Origin of the sequence: Streptosporangium jomthongense (assembly GCF_042650425.1) — a bacterium.
GTDB lineage: Bacteria > Actinomycetota > Actinomycetes > Streptosporangiales > Streptosporangiaceae > Streptosporangium.
In genome coordinates this window covers 327,170-351,416 of record NZ_JBHSBC010000001.1, presented here as the reverse complement: position 1 = coordinate 351,416, position 24,247 = coordinate 327,170, and the positions used below count along the sequence as shown (strand labels likewise).

Genomic DNA, 24,247 nt, shown 5'->3' with positions numbered 1-24,247 from the left:
CCGCCTCCCTTCATCACACAAGGACACCCTTGTTCGGATGTCGTGACATATCGCGCGGCCACGGATGGGCCTGGACGGGAGCCGCCGGGCGCGGGCCGGTTCACCCGGCCACGTACGCCTACACCCCGGTCTCGCCTTTCGTCCGGCCACGCGCCTACGCCCCGGCCCGCCTTTCGCTCGCCACGCTTTCGTCCCGGCCAGGCCGGGGACATTCCCCGCCGCGAATCAGCGGGTCTTTCACCGGGATGGGCGTCCCGGAATGCGGGTGGTTCCTCAGGCGGGCCCGTGACAACCGCTTCGGCGCCGTTTTCCCGTAACGGATGAGGCGGCGACGTCCTCGGCCACTTAAGGCAAGGACGCTTTCCGGATAACCGGCCGGGCTTCTTCACGGCGGGTCCTCCACAAAGGGAAACACGTGGGGTTCGCCACTCGCGGGCCGACGCTTTTCCCGGCGCGGCTCACCCCTGTGCCCGCAGGTCGCCGGGGCGGGGTTCTGGTATGACGACGGGGTCGGTGGGGAGACCACGGACACGACCGAAAGCCGCGAACCGCCCACGGGAGCACGTCATGACCGGAGCATCCACCGTCCTCTCCGCCGAGTCCCTGGGACGGGACGTCGGGGCGGTCGCGCTGGTGGACCACCACGTGCACGGAGCCCTGGCCACGGACCTGTCCAGGCGGGGGTTCGAGGAGCTGATCACCGAGTCCGACCGGCCGACGCCGTCCTGGATGACCCAGTTCGACTCCCAGCTCGGCTTCGCCGTCCTGCGGCACTGCGCGCCCGTCCTCGGTCTCGAAGCGCACACCGACCCGGAGACCTACCTCGCCCGCCGTACCGAACTGGGCGTCGAGGAGGTCAACCGGCGGTTGCTGACCGCGAGCGGGGTGGGCCACTTCCTGGTGGAGACCGGCTACCGGGGCGAGGAACTCCTCGGCCCGGCCGGGATGACCGAGGCCACCGGACGCCCCGCCGAAGAGATCGTCCGTCTGGAGACGGTCGCCGAACACGTCGTGGCCGAGGGGACCGACGCGGCCGGCTTCTCCGCCCGCTTCGAGGCGGTCCTGTGGGAGCGCAGCCGTACGGCACGCGGGGTGAAGACGGTCGTCGCCTACCGGCACGGTCTCGACGTGGACCCGGAGCCGCCGACCCTCGGCGAGGTGACGGCCGCGGCGGGCAGGTGGCTGCGGGAGGCCGAGCGGACGGGAAGCGTCCGTGTCGACGACCCGGTGCTGCTGCGCCACCTGATCTGGAAGGGGGTCGAGCGCGGCCTGCCGCTGCAGTTCCACACCGGCTACGGCGACCCCGACCTGGACCTGCGCCGCTGCGACCCGCTGCTGCTGCGCGGCCTCATCGAACGGGCGCAACCGAGCGGCGTCCCGCTGATGCTGCTGCACTGCTACCCGTTCCACCGCAACGCGGGCTTCCTCGCCCAGGTCTACCCGAACGTCTACTTCGACGTGGGGCTCGCCGTGAACCACACCGGGGCGCGCAGCGCGGCCGTCGTCGCGGAGAGCCTGGAACTCGCCCCCTTCGCCAAGATCCTCTTCTCCTCCGACGCCTGGGGACCCGCCGAACTGCACCACCTGGGCGCCCTGCTGTGGCGGCGCGCGATGACCCACGTCCTGTCCGGCTTCGTCGCCGACGGGGAGTGGAGCAGGACGCAGGCCGTACGGGTGGCCACGATGATCGGCGCGGAGAACGCCCGCCGCGTCTACCGGCTGGAGGGGGAGCCGGGGGTCACGGTTCCGCGGTGACCAGCACCGGGCCGCCCCGCGGGTCCACGGCGGACAGCATGTCCGTAGGGACGCGGAACACCCGGCCCGGGGCCACCGGCCACCACACCCGCCTGCGCGCCACGACCCGGTCACCCTGCCACAGCACCACGTGCGGGAGGCGGATGTGGCGATCACCCCACAGCAACAGCCGGCGCCGGGCGGGCACCGGGTCACCGGGACGCAGGATCTCCGGCGCGACCCACCGGAAGGGCTCCCCGGCCAGCAGCCGTACCCCCTCGCCGACCGGCCACGACCCGCCGTCCAGCCAGGTCGTGACGGGACGCGCCACATGGGCGCCGTCGATCGCCGCGACGTCGGCGGTGTCCACCGGATGGAGCAGGTTGCCCACGGCGAACACACCCGGCCGGTCGGTGCGCAGCGCGCTGTCGACCAGCGGCCCCCGGGTGCCGGGGTCGATGGCGATCCCGGCGGCGCGTGCCAGCTCGTGGTCGGGAATCCAGTCACCGGTGAGGACGAGCGTGTCGCACTCGACGACCCGCCTGCGTCCCGTGTCGAGGTTCTCGATCTCGACCGCGCGCAGGTCAGGCCTGCCGATGATCCGGCTCACCCGGGTGCGGGTGGCGACCTCCGTCCCGAACAGCACCTTTCCCGGGCCGCTGAACACGGCGTAGGAGTCCGGCCTCGGATACTCGGTGGTCATCAGCACCGTACGGCAGCCCGCCTCCCGCAGCGTCAGCGCCGCCGACCAGCTGACCAGCTCCGCGCCCACGACGACGGCCCGCTCACCGACCCTGCCGTGCCGGAGATGGACGAGGTTCTGCAGGTGCCCGGTCGTGTAGACGCCACGGGGCCGGTCCCCGGGGATGAGCCGGGCCGGACGGGGACGTTCCCGGGCGCCGGTGGCCAGGATCACCGCCCCGGCCTCGACGAGGAGACGACCCTCGGGGCTGGTCACCTCGATCGCGCGCTCCCCGGACCACCCGGTCACGGTGGCGTTCGTCCGGATCGTCGCCCCGGCCTCCTCCGCCTGCCGGACAAGCTTGCGGGCGTAGGCGGGGCCGCCCATGAAACGCCCCATGTCCCTGACGCCGTAGCCGGGGTGGTCGCTGTGGCGGGGGATGCCGCCGGCCGTACTCTCGCGGTCGAGGACCAGGACCTCACCGCCGACCCGGGGGGCGAGCACCCGCGCGGCGCTCAGCCCGGACGGCCCCGCGCCGACGACGACCACGTCCGGGGTGAGGGTGGTGACGGTGTCGCTCATCGGTCGGCCTCCAGCAGGTTTCCGATCTCGGCGCCGCAGAAGAACCCCTGGCAGCGCCCGTTCATCGCCCTCGTACGGCGCCGCAACCCCTCAAGCCCGGCGGGCGGGATCGGTGAGGTGAGGGCGTCACGGATCTCCCCCTCGGTCACCCGCTCGCAGAAACAGACCACCTTGCCGTAGGCGGGGTCGGCGGCGATCCGCTCGGCGTCCTGGTAGGGACGCAGGAAGGCCTCCCCGAGGTTGGGCATGCGGGGAGGTTCGGGCAGATCGGTCCTCGGCACGAGCGGCAGCCCGGCCTTGCCCGCCAGTTCGGTGACGTACCGGGCGATGGCCATGCCCGCGGTGAGCCCGGTCGAGCGGATACCGCCGACGAGGACGTAACGGTGCTCCGCGTCTGCCTCGATCAGATAGTCCTGGCGGTCGCTCGCCGCGCGCAGGCCCGCGTAGGTCGCGGTGACCTCCTCCCGCAGCAGTTCGGGCATGATCTTGCGCCCCTTCTCCAGCAGGAACTCAAGGCCCCGCTCCGAGGTCCCGGTGTCGGTCCGGTCGAGGAGGTCCTCGGCGGTCGGCCCGAGCAGGACGTTCCCGTAGACGGTCGGGCTGACCAGCACGCCCTTGCCGCGTGAGGACGGCACCGGCAGGATGATCCGGTCGGCCAGCGGGCGGGCGAGCTTGTCGTAGACCAGCAGCTCACCGCGGCGCGGCGTGACGGTGAAACGGTCGTAGCCGAACAGCCGGTCCACGACGTCGGCGCCGAGCCCGGCCGCGTTGACGACCCAGCGGGCGGTGACGTCCCCGCCCGAGGTGCGCAGCGTCGTCGACTCCCAGTGCTCCTCGACGGTCAGGACCCGGTGGTTCAGCAGCAGCGTCACCCCCCGCAGGACCGCCTCGGTGGCCAGCGCCAGATTGGTCGTCCAGGTGCAGATGATGGACTCGTCGGGCACGGTCAGCCCGCCGAGGGCCCCCTCACCCAGGTGCGGCGCCAGCCGGTAGACCTCCTCCGCGCCGACGATCTCCGTCTTGTCGTAGCCGTTGAGCCCGGCCTTCTCCTTCAGGCCCGGCAGCGCGTCGAGCTCCTCGGCGGTCCAGGCGACCAGCAGGGCCCCGGTGTGCTCGACCGGGATGCCCGTACGGGCCGCGTAGCCGTACAGGAGGTGATAGCCCTCGCGCACCAGACGGGATTCGAGGGTGCCGGGTTTGGCGTCGAAACCGGTGTGCAGGATCGCGGTGTTCGCCTTACTGGTGCCGTCGCCGACGTCGTCACGCGCTTCGAGCAGCGCCACACTCAGCTCGTGCCCCGCCAGCTCCCTGGCGATGGCGGAGCCGACGATGCCCGCTCCGATCACCGCCACGTCGAACGTGCCCACCCCCGTGGTGCTCACCGTTCCCCCTCCTGCTCCTGTCTCGTTGTGGTCGTCCGTACGGCCTCGTGCCAGCGGGCGCGGAACTCGGCCGCCCGCTCCGCCGGCCAGTGCGGCTCGTACGTCGTGGCCGGTTTCCACCCGCCGACCGCCTCCCGCAGCGGCAGGGCGGGGTCGAGCGCCGCGCGGGCCAGCGCGGCGGCGCCCAGCGGGGTCGCGTGCTCCGACGGGTAGACCTCGATCGTGACCTGCGCCAGGTCGGCGACCGCCTGCATGAGCACCCGGCTGCGGGTGAGCCCGCCGTCCACCCTGAGGGCGCTCAGCGGCCGCCCGAGATCGGCGGCGACGAGGTCGCCCAGCTCGGCGACCTGCGCCGCGACGCCCTGCAGTACGGCCAGCACCAGGTGCCCCCGGCCGGTGGAGAGCGTCATCCCGGTGAAGGAGGCCCTGGCGTCCGGCCGCCACCACGGGGCGGCGAGCCCGGCCAGCGCGGGGACGCACAGCACGCCCTCGCTGTCGTCGGCCGCCACGACGTCGAGGTCGGCCGCCGAGCCGATCATGCCCAGGTCCTGCAGCCACCGTACGGCCGAGGCCGCCGTGTAGACCTGCCCGTCGAAGCAGTAGGACGTCTCCCCCCTGACCCGCCAGGCGACGGAGGCGGCCAGGCCCGCCGTCGAACGCGTGGCCGAGGTGCCGGTGTTGGCCAGCAGGAACGCCCCGGTGCCGAAGGTGCACTTCGCCTCGCCCGCGGTGAGGCAGTTCTCGGCGAGCAACGCCGCCTGCTGGTCGACGACCAGCCCGCACACCGGCAGGTCCCCGCCGAACGCGGAGGTCGAGCCGACCACCTCGTCGTTGGCGGCGACCCGGGGCAGCCGCTCCCCGCCGAGCCCGAACAGTTCGAGCAGCCCGTCGTCCCAGTCCGCGTCGTCGAGCCGGGTGACCAGCGACCGGCTCGCCGTCGAGACGTCGGTGACGAACTCCCCGGTCAGCCGGTGCACCAGCCACGAGTCCGAGGTGGTGACCACACCCTCCCCGGTCACGTTCTCCCGCAGCCAGGCCATCTTGGGCGCGGAGAAGTACGGGTCCAGGACCAGCCCGGTGGCCTGCGCGACCCGGTCGGCGTGTTCGCGCAGCCGTACGCAGATCTCCTCGGAACGGCGGTCCTGCCACACGATCGCGGTGGACAGCGGCTCGCCCGTCGTGGGGTCCCAGGCCAGTACGGTCTCACCCTGGTTGGCCAGCGCCACGGCGTCGACGGGGACACCGGCCTGCGCGACGGCCCGCCGCCCGGCCTCAAGGACCGAGTCGAGCAGTTCCCTCGGGTCCTGCTCGACCCCGCCACCCGGCAGGTAGACGGGGCGCACCGGGTGCTCGGCCAGGCCGAGCACCCTCCCCTCACCGTCGGTCACGACCGCCTTGGTCCCCGAGGTGCCCTGGTCTATCGCCAGTACGGTCGTCATCGCCGGTTCACGTCCCCCCGATCCTGGGAGACGTCGTGCCCGGCGGCGGCGTCGGCGTCCAGCTCGGCGTCGATGGAGCGCATCTCCGGCATGGCCAGGCCACGTGCCCCGCCCCTGGTGGCGAGCAGGTAGACCAGGTAGGCGGCGCCGATCACCAGCATGATCAGCACATAGGTCCACGGGTCGGCGAACGAGGCGTCGCGGAACAGCAGCAGCTCGAACACCAGCCAGACCACCGCGACCGTGACCACCGGGATCTCCCAGCGGCCCAGGTCGAAGCCCCTGCTGGGCGGCAGCGAACGGCGCTTGACCACATACAGGGCGACGGTCGAGGCGTAGATGATCGCGGGCAGCAGCGTCGCCGCGGCGAACAGCCCGAACAGCGCGTCCGTCCTGGTCGAGAAGATCGCCAGGATCAGCTGGCCGATGACGCACATGAGCACGGTCGCGTTCAGCGGCGTGCCGAACCTCGGCGAGATCTTCTGCCAGGCCTGCCAGCCGGGGAAGCGCTCGTCACGGGACATCGCCCAGACCAGGCGCACCCCGCTCATGAGGATCACCATGCCACAGGCGAAGATCGCGATGACCACCAGCACCAGCAGGGCCGTACCCACGACCGGGCCGAGGGTCCGGGTGATCACGTCCGCGATCGGCGTGTCCGACTTCGCCAGCTCGACCGGGTCCCCGGCGAGCAGGGTGACGGCGATGAGGAACAGGAAGCCCAGCACACCGGAGGCGAGGACCGCCTGCCACATGGCGCGGGGCACGACGCGGGCCGGGTCCTTGGTCTCCTCGGCCAGGTTGGCCGCCGACTCGAAGCCGACGATCGTGAACGCGCCGAGCAGGAAGCCCAGCATCCACGGGCCCGCCGAGGTGAGTGTGCCGAAGGACAGGTAGCCCTCGGCGGGGACGGCGCCGGTGCTGAAGAGGTTCGCGAAGTTGGCCTCCTTGGCGACGAACCCCACCCCGAGCAGCAGCAGGACCAGGGCGATCATGCCGGCCAGCTCGGCGGAGACGGCGAAGTTGTTGACCCGTTCGGTCCACTTCGTGGACAACCCGACCAGGAACGCCTGGGCGAGGATGACCACCCCGGTGATCACCCACGCGTTCAGCGCCGTCCCCTGGTAGTTCAGCAGCGCCGGAAGCACGGTCGAGGCGATGGTGTAGTCGACCGCGACCACCACGATCGCCAGGAACGTGAACGAGATCCAGCCGATGATCCAGCCAAGGACGGGATTGGCCAGGCGGGAGGTCCACTGGTAGGAGTAGCCGGTCACCGGGATGCGCGCGGCCAGGGAACCGAAGATGAACGCGACCGCGAGCTGACCGACGATCACGATCGGCCAGGTCCAGATGCCCGCGGGCCCCGAACTGTTCAGCACGGAGCCGTAGGTGGTGAAGATTCCCGTGGCGATCGAGACGAAGGCGAAGGCGACCGCGAACGACGCGAAACGCCCGGTTCCTCGCTTCATCGCCTGCTTGTAGCCGAACTCCTCGACGCTCGCCGTGGCCTGATCCGGGGACTCGTGTGGTGAATACTGGGGCATGGGTCCCAACTCCTGTGTTTCCTGTCAGATGGTGCATCGGCTGGGGATCCGAGCCGGGTGGCGTTGCCGCGCCTCCCGGCTCCTCGAACTCTCCGGCTCCTTGGTTTTTGAGGCTTCGGGCCCTTTGGGGCCTTCGTTCTGGGGCCCGGCTTTCTGGGTCTGGCCTTTTCGGTCTTGAGCTCCTTCGGCATGGGACCCGTTTTGTGGATCTTCATGCCTGCTGTGGTCGCCCATACTTCGTTATGGGCTCCTTCTCCGCCTCGCGGCGCGTCCACCTGGACGATCCGTGCTACGGCGAAGGCCCGCAAGCAGGCCCAGGGCTCTCCGGGACTCGGACTTTCCTGGGTCTCAGGCTTTCCGGGTCTCAGGTTTTTCTGGGTTTCAGGCTTTTCTGGGTCTTTCAGGCTTTTCTGGGTCTCAGGTCGCGGGACCTGGCGTCTGGGCCGTTTTGGCGTCTTGCCGTACGGCCTCAGGCCTTCTTGGTTCGCGGTCTCGCGGTTCTCGGGGCTCTCGAAGGTCCCGCGGGTCTTGTGGCTCTCACGGCAGGACGACCACCCCGCCTCCGCGGGTGACGGCGTCTCGAATGCTCGGTGGTGGCTCGGTCTCCGTGACAAGTCCGGCGAACTCCTCGATACCCGCGACGCGATGCCGGGCGATCCTGCCGAACTTGCTCGAATCGGCCAGCACGAAGGAGCGGGCGGCGTTGCCGTGGATCGTCCGGCGCACGGCGATCTCGTCCAGGTAGTAGTCGGTCAGCCCGGCGACGGCGTCCACGCCTCCCGAGCCGAGGAAGGCGACATCCGGGTTCAGGTCGGCGAAGAAGGCCTGCGCCAGGGAGTTCGACAGTGCAAGGTCACCACTCCTGAGCCTGCCCCCGGAGACGAGGACCTCGACGCCGGGGCGCTCGGAGAGCTCGGCGGCGACCAGGAGGGAACACGTGGCCACGGTCCCGGTGAAGTCGAGCGGCAGGGCACGGGCCACGTCCACGGCGGTGGTCCCCACGTCGATCACGATCGTCTGGCCCGGCCGTACGAGCGCCGCCGCGGCCCGGCCGATGTGCCGCTTTGCCTCGGCGGCGGTCCCGGTCCGCTCGGTGAAGGGCGCCTCCTCCCCGGAGGAGCGCCCCGAGGCGACCGTCGCCCCGCCGTGCACCCGCGCCAGCCTGCCCTGACGTTCCAGCAGGACGAGGTCGCGTCGGATCGTCTCCACGGAGACCTTCAGCTCACGCGCCAGCTCCTCGGTGCTGACGACCCGGGAGGCCCGCAACGCCTCTCCGATCCGCGAGTGCCGCTCAGCGGGCAGCATGACTGCCCGCTTCTGTGGATTTCTGTGCCTCCATGACGGGAAGTATGGTTCGCTGTGGTTTAAAGGTCAATGCAGAAGATTGAGACAAAAGAACTTTTTGTCCAAATCTTCACCAACGTGGGGTGGTTCGTGGGCTGTGGGGTGTGTGTGACCGGTGATGCCGCTGGCTTGCCGGCACCTCGATGGGGCTCGGGGCCTGCCTGTGGCCTTTCGGGACACGGCGCTGTCGAGGTACCTGAGGGTGGTCAGATGATCGGGGCCTTCCTGTGGCCTTTCGGGACTGCGGACACCCCCGGCCCGCCGGGGTTCAGGGATCGGGCCTTCCTGTGGGCCTTCATCGGGCTTCCCGTGCCCGCCGGGCTTGAGTCTTCGCTGTGGGTTTTCGCGGACCTTGGGGTCCTAGGTCACCTGAGGTCCCGGGGCTTTCGCGGGCCTGGGCTACGGGCCTCCCGTGAGGCTCCTGCCGTGTGGCCCTCTGTGGGACTTATGCGGGGATTTGTGGGGGTTTTGATGGTTTGCCTCCAGGGTCGTGGTCAGGCGGGCTGCTTCGGCCACACGACGATGTCGACTGGGACCCCTTCCTCCCCCTCCGGCCCCGAGACCCGCACGAAGGCCACGTTGTCGACGTTCGTCCACATGCAGAAGGCCGTCCCCGGAGCCGTGTGCCCGAAGACGTGTCCAGCGGGCAGGCCTGCTCCCAGAGCCTCCTCGCACTGAGCCCGGGAGGGCGCCTTGGGCGCGGACCACACAACGGAGACAAGAGACGGCCCGGTCATGATCCCGCGGCCGGGCCGCTTCTCGTACCGCAGGTCCTCCCGGCTGGGGTCCGGAGGAACGTGATCCAGGTCAAGCCCGCTTTCGGTCAGCATCCGGGTGCCCTGGTACTGCGCTGTCCGGTCTTTCGGGATGGCGGACGGCGTCACCGGTTTCCCGGTCGCGGAGGGATCCTCAGTGGAGGAGACCTGCGTCGAGGGGGTGGTCACCTCCGAAGGGGTGGCCCCTCTTGAGAGGACGGCCCCTTCTGAGGAGGAGGTGGCCTCACGGTCGGCCCGCTCCAGACGGCGGACCGCGAGCAGCGGAAGCCTAAGACCGTGTCCTATGTGGTGATGGCTTGTTGGTTGAGGCATGGGGCGGGATACGCGGAGTTGGATTGTTCCGGACGGGTTATGGGAGATCGCGAAGCCGCCGGTCCCGCCGGACCGGGTGCGGCCGCAGGGCGGTGGGACGCGGAACACGCCCGATGAGCCGCTGTTCGCGGCGATCGTTTACGTGCTGGTCAGCGGGTGCGCATGGCGTGCGTCGCCGCCCTGCTTCGGGGTCTCCACGTCCACCGTTCACCGCCGCTTCCTCATCTGGTCGAAGGCCGGTGTCTGGGGCCGGCTGCACGAGGCGGTCCTGCGGCGCCTCGACGACGCCGGCCTGCTCGACGTCTCCCGCGTCGTCCTCGGCTCCGCCCATGTGAGGGCCGGAAAAGGGGCGGGACTCACAGGTCCGAGCCCCGTGGACCGCGGCAGGCCGGGTTCCACGATGCACATCCTGTCGGACGCGAGCGGATTGCCCCTGGTCGTCGACGTCACCGCTGCGAACACCCACGACAGCAAAGCCCTGAAACCCATCGTGGAGGCCCACCTGGCGAGACGGACCCGGGACCCAGACCGTTGGCGTAAGCCCGGACGCTTCCACGCGGACAAGGCGGTCGACGTGCCCCACCTGCGAAAGTGGCTGCGCGGCAAGCGAATCGGCGTCCGGATCGCCCGCAAGGGCCACCGAGTCGAGCGAACGCCCCAGGCGCCGCCGGTGGGTCATCGAGCGGACCGTCTCCTGGATGACCGGCTACCGCCGGCTCAGCCCCCGCTACGAACGCAATCCCGACAACTACCTGGCACTCTTCCGCCTCGCCGCATCCCTGTGCTGCTACAAACGCCTCATCCGGACACGGTCTTAGACAACCGACGATCACCAGAGATCGCGTTTGTTATCTCCGTACCGGGGCGCCCTCAACGACCCGCCCGCCCAGGGCTGTTCCTGTCTCACCAGTCGAGAACGGTTGATCCCCGGTCACCTCGGCTCTCGAACAACACGACGCTTAATTCCGGTTATCCTTGCGCTCTGCTCGTTTTTCCCGGAAGAAACTTATGGCCAAGACCAGCGCCAGCATGATGGCAAAGCTTTCGATGAGCCACCAAAACTCACCCCCTGTTGGCTCTTGATGAGCGATGTAAGCGATCACGGAAAGCAACGAAACGAGGAGGATGAGACCACTCCAGTGCCCATATTTTATTCCTTGCCGGCCCAGCCAGACCGCGACTGTGAGCAACAACCCTCCTGCGGCCGCGACAGGCCACGCCCACAGCGAAAAAGGCATTCCAACGACCCACCCGGCCGTCAACAGCCATGCCACAAGTGTCGCTGTGAAGAAAGATACGGACGGCCGTGGAAGACTCCGGGCCTCGAGCCAGGTCAGCGATCCGGCCACGTGGACAAGAAAGATAACGAACGCAGCGATTCTCAGATCGTTCCGCTCGGTGCTCCAAAGGAGAACCGAAGTAGCGTAAGTCAGTAATGATGCCACACCATAGGCCCACACCAGACGCTTATTCATAAATTACGTGCCAATCAAATAAAGAGTACAGGGGCGCCTTGACAGCACCCCTGCACCGCACATCCGCCTGATTCTCAGAATGGCATCAGGAGCTGTTCACCCTATCGTACCACCACACATAGGGCTGGTTTTTGTCCATGTCGTCGCAGTACCAACCTCTAGTCGGTCGCATGGACGGCCCATCTCCGAGGACGGGAACCGGAGCCTGAATTGACCAGGGATTACCGTTGGCCGTCCCACCACGGAAGTCGCAGTAGGCGAACGGCTTCCCCAAGTCGAGCCCGAAACTCGAGAATTCGAACCAGCTCCCCTTCTGCGCGGGGACGTTGGAGCGAACACCCTGATTGTTGACCATCTTGCCGTCCAGGTAGAGATACATGTCAGGCATGTAGCTCTGGAACGCGATGGCGTTGTCAACGCCGTAGTAGGCGGTGGAGGACCGGTGAGTCGGCTTGACCGTACCGTCGGCGCAGAACGCCATACTGATGTGCTGCCAGATGGGCGGGGCGTTAGCGATCATGGATCCCGCCATGTTGTTCGGGCCCCGATACCTGAAGAACATGCTGTAGATATCACCGGCCATCCGCTTGATCTCCGCCGGAATCCGCGATTCGGCATTGACCTGATCAAGCCATGCTGAGACGTTCGCATCTACGCTGGGCGTTCCGACCATGGCGCGGAACCCGTGGACACCACCGCCAACCGCGCGTGTCTCCGTACAGTTCCGGTCGGCGTCCAGCTTCGCGGGACGGTTGTTCGGGATATACGCCTGCCCTGGGACGTTGCTCGTTCCGAGCGGATCGACGTGTGTGAACTTTCCGGTGTACTGATTGGCGTCGACCATGTCGAATGCAACGTTTGGTTTGGCGATTCCATAATCAGTTTGAACCGCAGCCATAATGTCTCGGACGAACCTGGGAACGTGAGCGTCGCCGACGCTCGTGCTGGCATTCGACCCTTCCGAACCTGCCACGATCTTTCCGTCCGCACCCACGACGTATCTGACGTCAACATGTGTTCTGATCTTGTAGTCGTGTTTACTTACGAAAGCCGTATCAGGATCAGCGTTGATGTCCGGCCGAGGGTTGGACATGTTCATCCAGATGGCCTCTGTCATGTCGGGCGCATGCTGGGTCGGAGAGTTCCCGGCTGCCAGGATGTCATCGTTCCACGCCTTGGACGCATCCCATGTCGCGCTGCCCGCACAACCTGCGTTCACTGCTCCCGAACATTTCGAGAGTTGCAAGACACCCGTCTGGGTCTCATCGGGATTGTCCCATACCGGGCCTCCGGAGGTCAGCCCCTTAGCCCAGTTGTAGAGCGTGGTCATGGTACGAAGGGGGGTGTCGGCGAGCCAGACCAGGCCGCCATTGAGGTCGGTTTCCGGATCGAAGATGGAGACCGCGTCAAACCTTCGCTCAACCAGGTTTCCACTCATCGGGACGATCGCGACAGCGTCGAAGACGACGGTTTCGTCGCCGGTACCGTCATCGGCGACAGTGCTCAACGTCACCTTCGGAGCTCCTGCGAATTTGAAGGCCCCAAGAGAAACCCATCGATTGGGCCCGGGCGCCACCGTCTCAAAGGGGTTGGGCACCGTCCTTCTCTGTGTGATCACATGAGATTTAACCCCATTTGCGGTGTAGATCTTATATTTCGCCTGATTGGTATAACCATAATGGTCGGGCAGATGGACGAGCACCTGGGCGGGACCGTTGACGGCACTGCCCAAGGTCCATGTACCCTCAACATTGAGTTTGCCCCCTTCCTGGCCTGCTGCACGGGTACGCGCAAACCAGTAGTGCCCACTGAACCCTCCACCGATCTGGTGAAAATCTACTTTCGACGGGAAATGGCCGGTGGAGTCCGCGGCAAAGTTGAGAGAAAAGGACCCGGCGTTGTTAGCAGGCCGTGTACAACCGCGTAGCAAAGGTGCACTGTCAGGTACGTCGTCGATGACGAGAGCCCCTGCCGGCAGGCCGGTCAATGTGCAGTTGGGCGGATAAGACGTGCCGTCCGCCTGGTAGGCGTAACCGGGGTCGAAACGCAACAGCTCGTTTCCACAGGTGGCGTCACAGTCCGATTTCCATGTAGCTGGCTTGTTGTACCAGCACTTGAGGTGGACGTTTCGGCACGGACCTGCCGGTTCGTCCTCGTCGTTGGGGTTCTGCTCGCCGGGGTAGCAGTTGTTCGTGGCGTCGCAGAACTGGTTCGTCGGGGGCTTGACCATAGTGCGGTTGATCGGTGCCGTGACGACGGTGCCGTTCCAATACGCCGGACGATATCCCGCCAATGTCGTGTCAGGCGACTCGATGCTTTCGATCGGATGCCCCGCCCACCCCATGACCTTTTCTGGATAGGGCCAGTCTTGCGGGTGCCGGGCGTCATCGTAGGTAATGTCCAGGAAGGCATGGCGATCCACCGGATAGCGCGGGTTCGCCGGGTTGTTGGCCCACCCGACCCCCCATGGACTGCCATCACCCAGGTTAGGGTGGAAGCCGCTGTTGTAGGCCCAAACGGCATAGAACCAGTTCTCGATCTTCGCGGGGTTTCCGTTGTTGATCGTCAGCCCCGCACTTTTGGTCTCGTTCCATTTCTGCTGCAGATTCCGTACACCGGCGGCGATGTTGGCGGCGAAGTCCAGCGCCGCGGCACGCTGCGTCGCATAAGGAAGGGCTGTCTCTCCTGACCTTTCCTTGCCGGCGAGTCGCATTCCATCGGTAATCTGCGTGACCCCGTAACCGCAGTCGGCCTTGTCCCAGTCGACGTCCCAGTCATCGGCCGGTGTCGAGTTGTACACCTGACGGCCATAGTAGTTTCCGATGAGCGGGTTACCGATTTCGCCGGGTAGCACATTGGAGCTTGCCTGCCACAGATTGGACTCCTGTGCCGTAATTCCCAGCATGACCTGTGCCGGGACGAAGCCTCCGCCATTCAGAGGAACCCAGTTGAACAGGCCTTGCGGGGTGTACGCAGGCATACCCAAATTCATCCAGCCGGCGGGGCGCTGTGGATTCAGGTAACCGCGGACTGCCTGGTCAACCGCCCACTCGATCTGGCGAGGCTTGGGCTGAAGCACCTGGTTACCCGGATCGTTGCGGGGAACGGCACAGGTGCGCTCGGTTTCAGTAGGAGCGCTTGGCGATCCTTGTTCTGTCGTCAGGCTCTTGAGTGCCGATTTCCCCAGGGAGGGGCTCATGGTCTGGCCCTGTGCGACGATCTCGCCAGAGGCGCTCTGCGGGTCGGCCGTCAGATCGACGTGCTTTCCTGTGTCCAGGACAGTCATGGCGATGTTCACCGGGCGCGCGGCCCCAGAGTCCGGGCTCGGCGTCCGCGGGTCCTTTGCCCCCGCCCATGTCACGGCGTTGAGCACGACTTCGGCTTCGGTGGAAACCTGTGCGCCCGCCGGAGCTGCCAGGCGGGCCACCGCCGGGGGGAACTCACCGACGGCCTCCGGCTCGCCAGTGACGAAGACCCGCCCTTCAGAGGCTCTTGCCAACCCCAGTTTGTGAAGATCACCGCTAGCCAGGGTGTCGGTGCTCGCCCTCACACGTCCCGTAGCAGAGTTCAGTCGTCGGACAAAGCCCTTGGCGCCTTCGTGATCCATGAAGACCACGCCGCCGAGGGCGTCGGGGTTGATGCGGAAGGGCACACCGGTGGCTGTGGTCAGCAGGGACTTCTTGCCTTTGGCCGAAATGCCGATAAGGCGAGTGCCGTCAGCGGCGATGAACCCGCTCTTCGCAGGAACGGCAGAGGTCACCTGGCCCGCCAACGCCACCGGTGCGGATACCTTGCCGGTGGCGGTATCGACACTGGAGAGGCGGGTCTTCGCCTCGCCTTCGTTGCCTTCTTGCGTGAGCGCCGCTGTTTCCCCACGCCCGCACCCAGGGTTGTAGTAAGCGAGAGAGGACTGCAGAGCGAGCTTGGTGATGTCTCCCGTCACCAGGTCGACCACTGCCGAGAAACCGCCACGGGCCGACAGTTCCGCCTTGTTGGTGAAGGTTCGGGGGGCGTAGACCACGACAGCTCGTTTCCCCGAGCCGGTCACACACGCATTACCGATCCACTGGTCTGCCTCGAACCCAGGCTCGGACAGCGTGGCTATCGTGCGCCAGGTGTATCCGGTGTTCGCGTCTGCGACCAGGACATGGAATCCCCGGGCATCCCCCGAGGTGGTCCACGCTCGATCCTTGGAATTCTGCCAATTCCGACCGAGCACTTCCTCTCTGCGTCCGGTGTCAATCGAAGAGGAAAAGGGAGGAGGCGGTGGGGTTACAGGCAGGTCCGCTTCTGGACTTCCGTTTGGATCACCGTTCTGAGGCGCCCCTCCCGGGGCTGGGCTCTGAGAGCTGTCCTGGGTCGCGCCCGGGCCACCCGCAGGCGCGGCGAGAGCACCGTTTCCCGGTGTGACCAGGATGGGCAAGAACATGGCAGTAGCAACAGCACCGGCTTGTAACAGTCGGCGCCGCACAGGCTTGGACACATACGCTCCAGAGGGAAGGGGATAAAAGATGTGGCCATGATCGCTTCGGTTGTCGTTGAATTTTCTGCACAGGTGTCAAGATGAAAAAACATAGCCAGACACCTTGTTGAACGAAGTTGACGATGAGCGGGTTTTCTCGCCGCGCTTCGCGGACACGGCGGGCGGGAGGCATTTCGACCGGCCTGCCTGCACAAGGAGGCCGCGACGGAACCTGCGCAGGATTCACCACTCCCCGCCTGCGCGTTCGCATGTTCGCCGGGGCTGCGGAGCTTGGCGTGGGCAGATCTGTTCGCCTTCCACGCCACTATCCCTGCACAGAACTAGCGCGACGGGCAACCAACCAAAACAAAGAGAAGCTCGGAAAACCTGGACGACCGAATACCCATTTGTCTTGAAGGAAATTTCAGACCTTTGTGATCTCTGCAACTGATCATTACACGGGTCGCAAGTGCGCACAACGGTCGGAATCTCAGTAAGCAATCATTAGTTTGCAGCCGAGAACCCGAGAAAAGGGGACTTGACCTCCGGTGACTTCGATCTGCGATTGGCATACTACGCGAGGAGTGTGATATACATCACACAAGACAATATTCAAGAGCCCGGCAAGCCTGAAATAAAGGATGCCTGAAAAGGATGATCGGGACATGCATGCCGAATTAACTCGTGGCGTTGTGTGCGGTTATCCCTGAGTGAGAGCCAAACTTGTTCTGGTGAGGCACCCGCCGATGAGGTCACCGCGGTATCGGATGGTGCGCAGCACTAACCTCGATATTTCGTGCGCCCAGCAGGGCAGAAGGCGACGCCGTGACATAGCGGCGGAACTTTGGGTTCGTAAGCTCGTTGTCGCCTGCCGATGGAAGACCGGTCCGGGTGGCTGCCAGGAGGCCCGGTAGCAGGCTGGCGGCTTCGTCTGGAAAAGGGCGGGTCGAAGCCCAGCGTCAAAAGCGGCTCTTCTGGCTGATCCGTGGGTCGTTGAGTGGTCCGTGACTCCAAGCACCCTGACAGCCCGGTGCCGGCCTTCGCTCCTTCCAGGTGGGCCGATTTCCTCGGTGTCATCAAGGGCGGTGGCTTCGACAACCCGACCGTACGCCCCGAGGTCTGACCGGGCGCGGTGGTGGGGAAGGCTATTGGGCTGAGGGCCGTTCCCTGGCGCCGATCCGCCTCGCCCCACCGCTCGCCATACCGGCGCCTGGATGAACCCAGATGAGGTAAAGGTGGGCGGCGACTCGAAGCCGGTGCGTGAAGGGCGTGATTCTTCACCCTGTTGTCCGCCACGTCGGCCGGGCAGGCGGCGGCCGGTTTGCCGGTCTTGTGCGTCAGTGTTGGGCGGCGGAAGGTGAGACTTTCTCTGGAACGGCGCGGAGCTCGTCCTCAAGTGTGTCGAGGAGCGCCCTGGCGGCTTGGCGGAGTCGGGTGCGGCGGGCGCTGAGATCCTCGGTGAACGTCCGGGCCTTCGGTCCCGTCCACACCTTCTGACCGGTGAACTGCCCGTGGGCGGGGTCGAGTGCGGCCTCCAGAATGGCGATCCGCGCCCTGACCTCAACCAATGTCTGTTCCAACACCTGACGCCGTGGGTTGGGCACCAGATCTGTCATGTATCCCTCTTCGGATGCCGATACACCGGACGGATCTATTGGACATTATTGGATCTACAACACATCGGCCAGCCCCGGAGGAATTTCATGGGACGTTCTGTACGGCTCGGCGTCGCGGTCTGCGCGGTGACGTTGCTGACGGTGGCCGGATGCGGCGACAGCGGCCCCACGGCGGCCGAGGCGGGGGAGACGCTTAAGGCACACATCACCGAGCTGATGAAGGAGGGTAGCGTTCTCGACGTCAAGGTCACTGATCCGGGTGGACGTGACATTTCCTGCGGGGAAGGTAAAGCCAAGCGGACCTTTGCGGTTACCGGCAGAGATTCTGCGCCGGAACGCGAACCGAACGGACTCAACACCTATCTGGTGGGCGCACTCTCCGCAGTCGCTCCCTATCGGATTGTCGCAGATCCGGGCAACGCTCCTGTCCGGCTTGTTAACGATGAGTACAAGACCGTGATCATCCTGGATGCTCCCGGTAACGGACGGTATGGAGTTCGAGGCGAGACGGAATGCCTTCGCACTTCATGAGTTGACGCGAGAGCCGAGGTCGAAGCCCAATCCTCGTTGTCTGGCCTGTTTATTAGCGCCGTCGAACCGAAACGCCATCTTTTTGGATAGGTCTCCTACTGCGAGCTCGTCCTTTCCCATGCCGTTGGCGGCTGCCCACTTCTCGAAGGCCTCAAGTCCTTTGTTTCCCTGCTTGACCAGCTCGGAGAACGGTTTGAGGTTGCCGTTCGCGTCGGCGACGGCCACGCCGGGCGGGCAGGCGGCTTGAAACTCGGTGGGTGTCACCTCCGGCTTGAAACCGTTGGCCATGAGGATCTGGGCGTAGGTGTGCTGACGGCCGAGTGTCGCGAGGTCGTCTTCCTTGTCGGCCCGATCCATCCGCGTCTCGTCGTCCCCGCCGAAGGCTCCCTCGGCGGACAGGCCGGTGCTCAGCGCCAGCCAGGCCAGACTCACGGGCATGGTCGTCGCCGTGAGTGTGCTCGTCACCCCGATGCCCGTATCACGGAGGAACACCAGCAGGTCGTCTCGCTGCTTGTCGAGTTTGTCCAGGTTGCCCTGCACCTTCTCGACGGCCGCCAACTCGAAACCGCGGACGTTACCCAAGGCGGTGAACACCCGGTCCATGTGCTCGACGTCCCCGGTCCGCCGCGTCTTTGCCGAGGCGTCGGCGATCACCTTCTCGGAGAACCGTCCCATCCCCTCGTCGAACGGAGCGAGGTTCTCGGTCGAGTCGGCGAAGGTTTTCAGGAAACGGTAGGTGTCCTTCGGGCTCAGGGTGAACGTCGACGTCGTGCCGAACGTCGAGGTCGAGGGCTTCAGCGTGCTGTCCTCGGTCATGTTCGCGTCACCGATGTTCGCGCCCTCGGTGATCTCGGTGGCGTACGCGCCGGCGATCTCGGCCAGGTGCTTACGGACCCCCTCGCCGAGTTTGAGGTCGTCGAAGGTCGTCATCACGGTGAAGGCGAGCGCCGCTGACTCCTCGCTGTGCTTACCGTCCTCCTCGTCATAGACCCCGGCGGCCGCGGCGAGCATCCGGCCGAAGGCGTCGGAGTCGGCCGCCGAAGAGACGTACTTGCCTCCGGCGTGGTCGTTGAGGTTCTTCAGGAGCGTCTTCAGCTTCGACTGGTCCTTGGCGTACGGCCCGACCAGCGCTGTGATCGTCTGACGTGCGGCGGCAGGGTTGTTTCCCAGAGCGTAGAGAAGCCCGGGGCTCGCCTTGCCGGTCGCCGACAGGCCGTGGGCCAGTACCGTGCCGGACAGCCATTCGGCGGGAAACCTGCCCGAGCTCAGCAGGAGGCTCGCTCCGAATCGGTCCTCGCCTGACTGGCCTGGATTCCGTACCGCGTCCTTGATCTTCGCGAACCCGGGGACCTGTGAGCCTCCTGAGACGGCCGTGCCGAAGGCTTGGCTCACCGTACGGAGTACCTCGTCGTCGGAACGGGGTGGGCCGAGGGTCGCCTGGAAGTGGGGAGTGTCGATGTTCTTGCGCAGCAGGACCGGGAGTCCCAGAGTCCCCTTCACGCCGAGGGCGGCGAAGAAGGCGGCGGTGTAATCGGAGTCGTTCTTGTGGGCCTCCAGCTGTTTGATGATCTTCTCGTACTCCTCGGACGAGGTGCGCCCGAACCAGGGGACGTCGACCGGTTCGGCGGCCAGCAGCTGTTTGGCCAGATCCGTTCCCTGTTTGCGGGCCTCCGCGGGGGAGAGGAGCTTCCCCTCGTCATAGGCGACGAGCCGGGAACCCGGCAGCCATGACAGCTTGTCGGCGGCCTGGATCGTCTCCCCGCGTTTGCGTAACCCTGGCAGCTCGCCGTCGATCCAGCCCTCGATCTCCTTGATCGGACGCAGTCCCACCGCCGACACCTCGGCCCTCGCCAGCAACTGCCGGATCCGCTCGGACTGCTCGCCGATCACGTCGCGGCCACGTTCCAACGCGCCGATGAAGCCCTGCATCAGCTCGGGATCGATCCCGCTGAAGTCCGGTGACAGAGGCCCCGCTCCCGACGTCATCGGCTCCACCGCGTCCTTTCGTCCTATATGTAGTTATTTCACTCTAGCCATGTAGTAGGGATATCAAGTGCTGAATATGAGATCTGTGTGACATAGGGGCAATTGTCGATTTAGTAGGTGCTCCTATCGGGATTCATCATCCCAAACGCGGCATGGCGGGCACTCATGGGAGAGGTAGACCCGCCCTGCGACACCATGAGACGACTCGCGACTCCGCTACTCGCCCAGCCGGGCGAGCCCTTCCTCAAGTCTCCGCAGTTGAGAACGTGTGGCGACGATCCGCTTTCGGACTTCCTCCACACGGCCTGCGATAGAGGGCGGTGTCCTCGCCGAAGCGGGTGAAAACCTCGACGCCGTTCCGATGGCGGCCGAGCTCATCAAGGTGACAAAACATGATCAGATCAGGGCAGACGGAGGTAACGTCAGGCACGTCGAGGTCTTCCAGACAGACGGTTTGAGAGTTTTTCACCGAAAACCTCGACCCCTGTCCGGCCGCCGCGCGCACCGCCCACGCACCCCACTGCGAAGAACCACTTCAGGAGCCGACGATGGATGACGACATTCAGCTGATCAGTGACGGCGATGGCCTTGCGGTCATCGGAAGTCCGACGGCTGTCGAACGCTTCCTCGTCTCCGAAGGGCTGCCGTCGAAGGACCTCGGACTGCCAAGGCTCGGCTCCACCTTCGGCGCCGTGGCCGGGGCCGCGCAGCTGGGTTCCGAGGTCGCGGCCAACTCGGGCCGTTGGGTGAAGTTGACCAAGGAGTCCGCGCGAGCTCTCAAGAAGTACGAGCTGATGAAAGGTTCGACCGCGGGTGCCAGTCGTGCTGTCTTGACGGAGAAGGGCAAGATCAAGGGAATCCTCCAACTGACGAGGACACCCGGATCACTCCTGGCCAACCCGGCGATTCTGGCCGGTGCCGCGGGGCTCATGGCGCAGCTCGCGATGCAGCAGACCATGGACGAGATCACCGACTATCTCGCCGCGATCGATGAGAAGGTCGACGATGTGCTCCGCGCCCAGAAGGACGCGGTGGTGGCGGACATGATCGGAGCGGCCCTCGTCATCGAGGAGGCCATGACCGTCCGGGAGCAGGTGGGCCGGGTCTCCGAGGTCACGTGGTCGAAGGTCCAGGCCACGCCGATGACGATCGCGCGAACCCAGGCCTACGCGCTGCGTCAACTCGACGCGCTCGCCGAGAAACTGGAGAGCAAGACCAAGATCGTTGATCTCGCCAAGGCGTCCAAGGACGCGGAGTCCACCGTTCGAGAGTGGCTCGCCGTCCTGGCTCGTTGCTTCCAACTGCACGACGCGATCGCCGTGCTCGAACTCGACCGTGTGCTGGACGCGTCTCCGGACGAGCTGGACCGGCATCGCCTCGCACTGCGAGTCGCCCGGCGGAACCGGATGGAACTCATCTCCCGGAGCACCGAGCGTCTGATGGCCCGCGTCGTCGCCGCTGCCGGCGCGGCCAACACGAAGGTGCTGCTGCACCCGACCGCGTCCCCGGCCGTGGTGCATTCGGGCAACCATGTCGCGATCGCCGTCGTCGACTTCCACGAGCGGCTCGGGATCGAGCAAGGTCGGCAGTCGTTGGACGCGAGACGATGGGGGGACGCGGCCGCGGAGGCGAGGGACAAGATGTTCGAAACGGGAGCAGAGGGGGTCGATGCCGCCAGGCGCCTCGGCAACGAGACCCTCGACCGAGCCAGATCGGTGACGGGCAGGCTCTCCAGCGGGATCGCCGGGCGAGTGCTCCGTCGGCGCGGGGACGACGAGGAGCCTGAGAGGCCGGTATGAACGCGCCGGTCGTTACGGGGGGCCGACGCGTTCGGCCCCACCTGCGCCCTTGATCGCGATGAGCGGATCACTGATGGAGCGGGCGGGGGGGAAGCGGTCAGGAACATGAGGCACGGCCGGCCCGCCGTCAGCGGCTGGGCAGAGGGGCGAAAGCCCGCCCCTGACCTGCTGTTCGAGGTCAGGGGGTGGCGCATCGGGGTCAGGCCCGGGTGTTGTCCTTCGGGGTGCAGCGCAACACCATCCGCCTGCGGCGTTTCGACGTGCGTCAGGCCTGGGCGTTGTCCTTCAGGGTGCCCCAGCCGTGCCAGCGGTCTATCTCTATCAAGGCGCTCACCCGGCCGCGGTCCCGGCGGGGGTACTTCTCTCCGGTGTAGTGCTCGGAGACCCGGTCGATGTCGGTCAGGTCCTTGTCGTCGCGGATCTCGGTGACGCGGCCGATGACGCTGATGTGGGTGTACCAGTCGCCCTCGTCGAGCACGGTGAGGGTGACGCGGGGGTCGTTGCGGAGATGGTCGAGACGTTTGCGGCCCTCGTCCATGTTGACCAGGATCCGGCCGTCGTCCCAGAGGTACCAGGTGGCCGTGGAGACCGGCTGACCGTCGGGCTGGAGCGTGGCGATGACGGCGGGGTTCGCCTTCCTGAGTACGGCGACGGCCTCTTCGGGAAGTGGCGGCTTCGACATGATCTCTCCAGTCCTTGATCATCCGGTGTGTGCGTCCACGGTGCCACATCCCCCGTGGGGGCGGCTTCGCGGCCCTATGCGAAGGACGTTTTCTCGGAGATGGGGAAGTGTTGGTGACCCAGGACCGCCAGGAGGCGGAGCTTCTCGTGGGCCTCGGTGTGCGGGGGAGCGGTGAGCACGAGCAGGGCCTGGGACTGGTCCTCGGTGAACAGGACCTGACAGTCCAGCTCGATCGGGCCGAGTTCGGGGTGGATCAAGGTCTTGTGATCCTCGAAGCGCCTGGCGACCTCGTGCCGGTCCCACAGTTCGGCGAACTCGGCACTCGTCTTCCGCAGCGCCCGGACCAGCTCGCCCGCCCTGGAGCGGGGGCCCATCGATCCGTAGGCGGCCCGCAGGTTCGCCACCTGGGTGCGGCTGTGCCTGTCGTGGTCCTCCTCGGGGTAGCGCGACCGCGCCGAGGGGTCGGTGAACCAGCGGTAGGTCTCGCTGCGGGCCAGGCCCGTGTGGTGGGACCTGTCGCCGAGCAGGGCGTCGGCCATCCGGTTCTGCACCAGCGGTTCGGCCAGGTTGGACATGATGAGCGCCGGGGTGTCGTCGAGACGGTCGAGCACCCGCAGCAGGGCCGGAGCAACGTGTGCCGCGACCGAGACCGGCGCCGGAGGGTTGTGCCCCGCCATCTGGAACAGGTAGTCACGTTCGTCGGCCGTCAGCCGCAGCGCGCGGGCGAGCGAGGCGAGCATCTGCTCACTCGGCTGCGGGCCGCGCCGCTGTTCGAGTCGCGTGTAGTAGTCGGCCGACATCGCGGCGAGGGCCGCCACCTCCTCACGCCGTAGCCCCGGGGCCCGGCGGCGCGCGCCGGTCGGCAGGCCCACGTCCTGCGGCTGGAGCGCCTCACGACGGCGGCGCAGGAAGTCGGCGAGTGCGCTGCGATCCATGGGTTCAGTATCCGCTCCACACTCCCGTGCCGAGGGCCGTGAACCAGGGATCGCCGATCCCCCGATGGGGGGTTCCCTGCACACGAGGGAGGCCCCGGAGCAGGCTGGACGTATGAACATCTCAGGGAACACCGTCTTCATCCCGGGCTCGACGAGCGGCATCGGCCTGGCTCTCGCCCTCGAACTGGAGGCCAGGGGGAACAAGGTCATCGTCGGCGGCAGGCGCGTGGACGTGCTCGAACGGATCGCCGCCGAGCATCCGGGCGTCGACACCGTACGGATCGACACGGCAGACCCCGCGAGCATCGAGTCCGCCGCCAAGGAGGTGCTGGCCGGGCACCCGGATCTCAACGTCCTGATCACCATGGCCGGGATCATGCGCGTCGAGGACTGGCACCGGCCGGAGACGTTCCTCGCCTCGGCGGAGGGGATCATCACCACCAACGTGCTCGGCCCGATCCGTCTCATCGCCGCCTTCGTCGAGCACCTGAGGGAGCAGCCGGACGCCACCATCGTCACCGTCTCCTCGGGCCTGGCGTTCGCGCCGCTTCGGGCCACACCCAGCTACAACGCCTCGAAGGCCGCGATCCACATGCTCAGCGAGTCGATCAGGCTGCAGCTGGCCGACACGAACGTGAAGGTCGTGGAGCTCGAACCGCCGGCCGTCCGTACGGCCCTGCTGCCCGGCCAGGAGGACAGCGACTTCGCGATGCCGCTCGACGAGTTCGTAACGGAGGTCGTCACCCTGTTCAGGGACCAGCCGGACGCCAAGGAGATCCAGGTCGAGCGGGTGAAGTTCCTGCGCTACGGTGAGGCGCGCGGCGACTACGACCAGGTCGTCGAGACGCTCAACGCCTCCGACCCACACGGCAGGTAGCCAACAGCCGAACGTGTCAGGCCCGTACGGCAGGTGGTGAACAGCCGGACGCGCATCAGATCCGTACGGCGAGCGGTCGAACGCGC

Annotated in this window: 18 protein-coding genes; 6 read left to right on the top strand and 12 right to left on the bottom strand. The window is 66.6% G+C overall.

Going from position 1 to position 24,247, the window contains the following annotated elements:
* Positions 1–567: 567 nt before the first annotated feature.
* Positions 568–1,755 carry an amidohydrolase family protein gene (locus tag ACFOYY_RS01635; protein WP_386187118.1) on the top strand — a complete coding sequence of 396 codons (1,188 nt, stop codon included), beginning with the start codon at positions 568–570 and terminating at the stop codon, positions 1,753–1,755.
* On the opposite strand, the gene ACFOYY_RS01630 is transcribed toward ACFOYY_RS01635, so the two are convergent.
* The 6 genes from ACFOYY_RS01630 to ACFOYY_RS01605 all read right to left on the bottom strand — a co-directional run bounded on the left by ACFOYY_RS01630 (position 1,739) and on the right by ACFOYY_RS01605 (position 9,654).
* Positions 1,739–2,998, bottom strand: a complete 1,260-nt coding sequence (locus ACFOYY_RS01630; RefSeq protein ID WP_386187115.1) for an NAD(P)/FAD-dependent oxidoreductase — start codon at positions 2,996–2,998, stop codon at positions 1,739–1,741. The genes ACFOYY_RS01635 and ACFOYY_RS01630 overlap by 17 nt on opposite strands.
* On the bottom strand, positions 2,995–4,380 hold the full coding sequence (locus ACFOYY_RS01625; protein ID WP_386187112.1) for an NAD(P)/FAD-dependent oxidoreductase: 1,386 nt from the start codon (positions 4,378–4,380) through the stop codon (positions 2,995–2,997). The genes ACFOYY_RS01630 and ACFOYY_RS01625 overlap by 4 nt, the downstream gene beginning before the upstream one ends.
* A complete protein-coding gene (locus tag ACFOYY_RS01620; RefSeq protein WP_386187109.1) occupies positions 4,377–5,819 on the bottom strand; it encodes an FGGY family carbohydrate kinase in 1,443 nt (480 codons plus the stop codon). The genes ACFOYY_RS01625 and ACFOYY_RS01620 overlap by 4 nt, the downstream gene beginning before the upstream one ends.
* Entirely contained in the window at positions 5,816–7,366 is a 1,551-nt protein-coding gene (locus ACFOYY_RS01615) for an amino acid permease (protein ID WP_352010398.1), read from the bottom strand. The genes ACFOYY_RS01620 and ACFOYY_RS01615 overlap by 4 nt, the downstream gene beginning before the upstream one ends.
* A gap of 537 nt (positions 7,367–7,903) precedes the next feature.
* On the bottom strand, positions 7,904–8,671 hold the full coding sequence (locus tag ACFOYY_RS01610; RefSeq protein WP_362773929.1) for a DeoR/GlpR family DNA-binding transcription regulator: 768 nt from the start codon (positions 8,669–8,671) through the stop codon (positions 7,904–7,906).
* Between the two features lie 533 nt (positions 8,672–9,204).
* Positions 9,205–9,654: a hypothetical protein gene (locus tag ACFOYY_RS01605; protein WP_386187104.1), complete on the bottom strand. Its 450-nt coding sequence runs from the start codon at positions 9,652–9,654 to the stop codon at positions 9,205–9,207.
* 142 nt (positions 9,655–9,796) lie between these two features.
* Here ACFOYY_RS01605 and ACFOYY_RS01600 point away from each other — a divergent pair.
* Positions 9,797–10,616 (top strand): IS5 family transposase gene (locus ACFOYY_RS01600; protein WP_386187101.1). Its coding sequence is split into 2 segments (ribosomal slippage): positions 9,797–10,435 and positions 10,437–10,616, totalling 819 coding nucleotides; the frame shifts between segments, so codons are not numbered across the junction.
* 141 nt (positions 10,617–10,757) lie between these two features.
* On the opposite strand, the gene ACFOYY_RS01595 is transcribed toward ACFOYY_RS01600, so the two are convergent.
* Both ACFOYY_RS01595 and ACFOYY_RS01590 read right to left on the bottom strand, forming a co-directional pair.
* Entirely contained in the window at positions 10,758–11,147 is a 390-nt protein-coding gene (locus ACFOYY_RS01595; protein ID WP_386187098.1) for a hypothetical protein, read from the bottom strand.
* Between the two features lie 211 nt (positions 11,148–11,358).
* Positions 11,359–15,294: a hypothetical protein gene (locus tag ACFOYY_RS01590; protein ID WP_386187095.1), complete on the bottom strand. Its 3,936-nt coding sequence runs from the start codon at positions 15,292–15,294 to the stop codon at positions 11,359–11,361.
* A 1,438-nt stretch (positions 15,295–16,732) separates the two neighbouring features.
* Between ACFOYY_RS01590 and ACFOYY_RS01585 the strand changes: the two genes are divergently transcribed.
* Positions 16,733–16,858 carry a DUF397 domain-containing protein gene (locus ACFOYY_RS01585; RefSeq protein ID WP_386187092.1) on the top strand — a complete coding sequence of 42 codons (126 nt, stop codon included), beginning with the start codon at positions 16,733–16,735 and terminating at the stop codon, positions 16,856–16,858.
* 214 nt (positions 16,859–17,072) lie between these two features.
* Here the strand turns inward: ACFOYY_RS01585 and ACFOYY_RS01580 are convergent, their stop codons facing one another.
* Complete coding sequence (locus ACFOYY_RS01580; RefSeq protein ID WP_386187089.1) at positions 17,073–17,351, bottom strand: hypothetical protein; 279 nt, start codon at positions 17,349–17,351, stop codon at positions 17,073–17,075.
* A gap of 87 nt (positions 17,352–17,438) precedes the next feature.
* Here ACFOYY_RS01580 and ACFOYY_RS01575 point away from each other — a divergent pair, with 87 nt between their 5' ends.
* A complete protein-coding gene (locus ACFOYY_RS01575; RefSeq protein WP_386187086.1) occupies positions 17,439–17,882 on the top strand; it encodes a hypothetical protein in 444 nt (147 codons plus the stop codon).
* On the opposite strand, the gene ACFOYY_RS01570 is transcribed toward ACFOYY_RS01575, so the two are convergent.
* Positions 17,877–19,868: a DUF6571 family protein gene (locus tag ACFOYY_RS01570; RefSeq protein ID WP_386187083.1), complete on the bottom strand. Its 1,992-nt coding sequence runs from the start codon at positions 19,866–19,868 to the stop codon at positions 17,877–17,879. The two genes, ACFOYY_RS01575 and ACFOYY_RS01570, sit on opposite strands and share 6 nt — an antisense overlap.
* A 548-nt stretch (positions 19,869–20,416) precedes the next feature.
* On the opposite strand from ACFOYY_RS01570, the gene ACFOYY_RS01565 reads away from it, so the two are divergent.
* The gene (locus ACFOYY_RS01565; RefSeq protein WP_386187080.1) at positions 20,417–21,667 is read left to right on the top strand and encodes a hypothetical protein; all 1,251 of its coding nucleotides are present in this window, start codon (positions 20,417–20,419) and stop codon (positions 21,665–21,667) included.
* Between the two features lie 265 nt (positions 21,668–21,932).
* Here the strand turns inward: ACFOYY_RS01565 and ACFOYY_RS01560 are convergent, their stop codons facing one another.
* Together ACFOYY_RS01560 and ACFOYY_RS01555 are read right to left on the bottom strand one after the other, a co-directional pair.
* Positions 21,933–22,349, bottom strand: coding sequence for a PPOX class F420-dependent oxidoreductase (locus ACFOYY_RS01560; RefSeq protein WP_362773894.1), 417 nt, complete (start codon positions 22,347–22,349; stop codon positions 21,933–21,935).
* Positions 22,350–22,423: 74 nt separating this feature from the next.
* Complete coding sequence (locus ACFOYY_RS01555) at positions 22,424–23,284, bottom strand: helix-turn-helix transcriptional regulator (protein WP_352010436.1); 861 nt, start codon at positions 23,282–23,284, stop codon at positions 22,424–22,426.
* A gap of 112 nt (positions 23,285–23,396) precedes the next feature.
* Between ACFOYY_RS01555 and ACFOYY_RS01550 the strand changes: the two genes are divergently transcribed.
* On the top strand, positions 23,397–24,161 hold the full coding sequence (locus tag ACFOYY_RS01550) for an SDR family oxidoreductase (protein WP_386187075.1): 765 nt from the start codon (positions 23,397–23,399) through the stop codon (positions 24,159–24,161).
* The last annotated feature ends 86 nt before the right edge of the window (positions 24,162–24,247 follow it).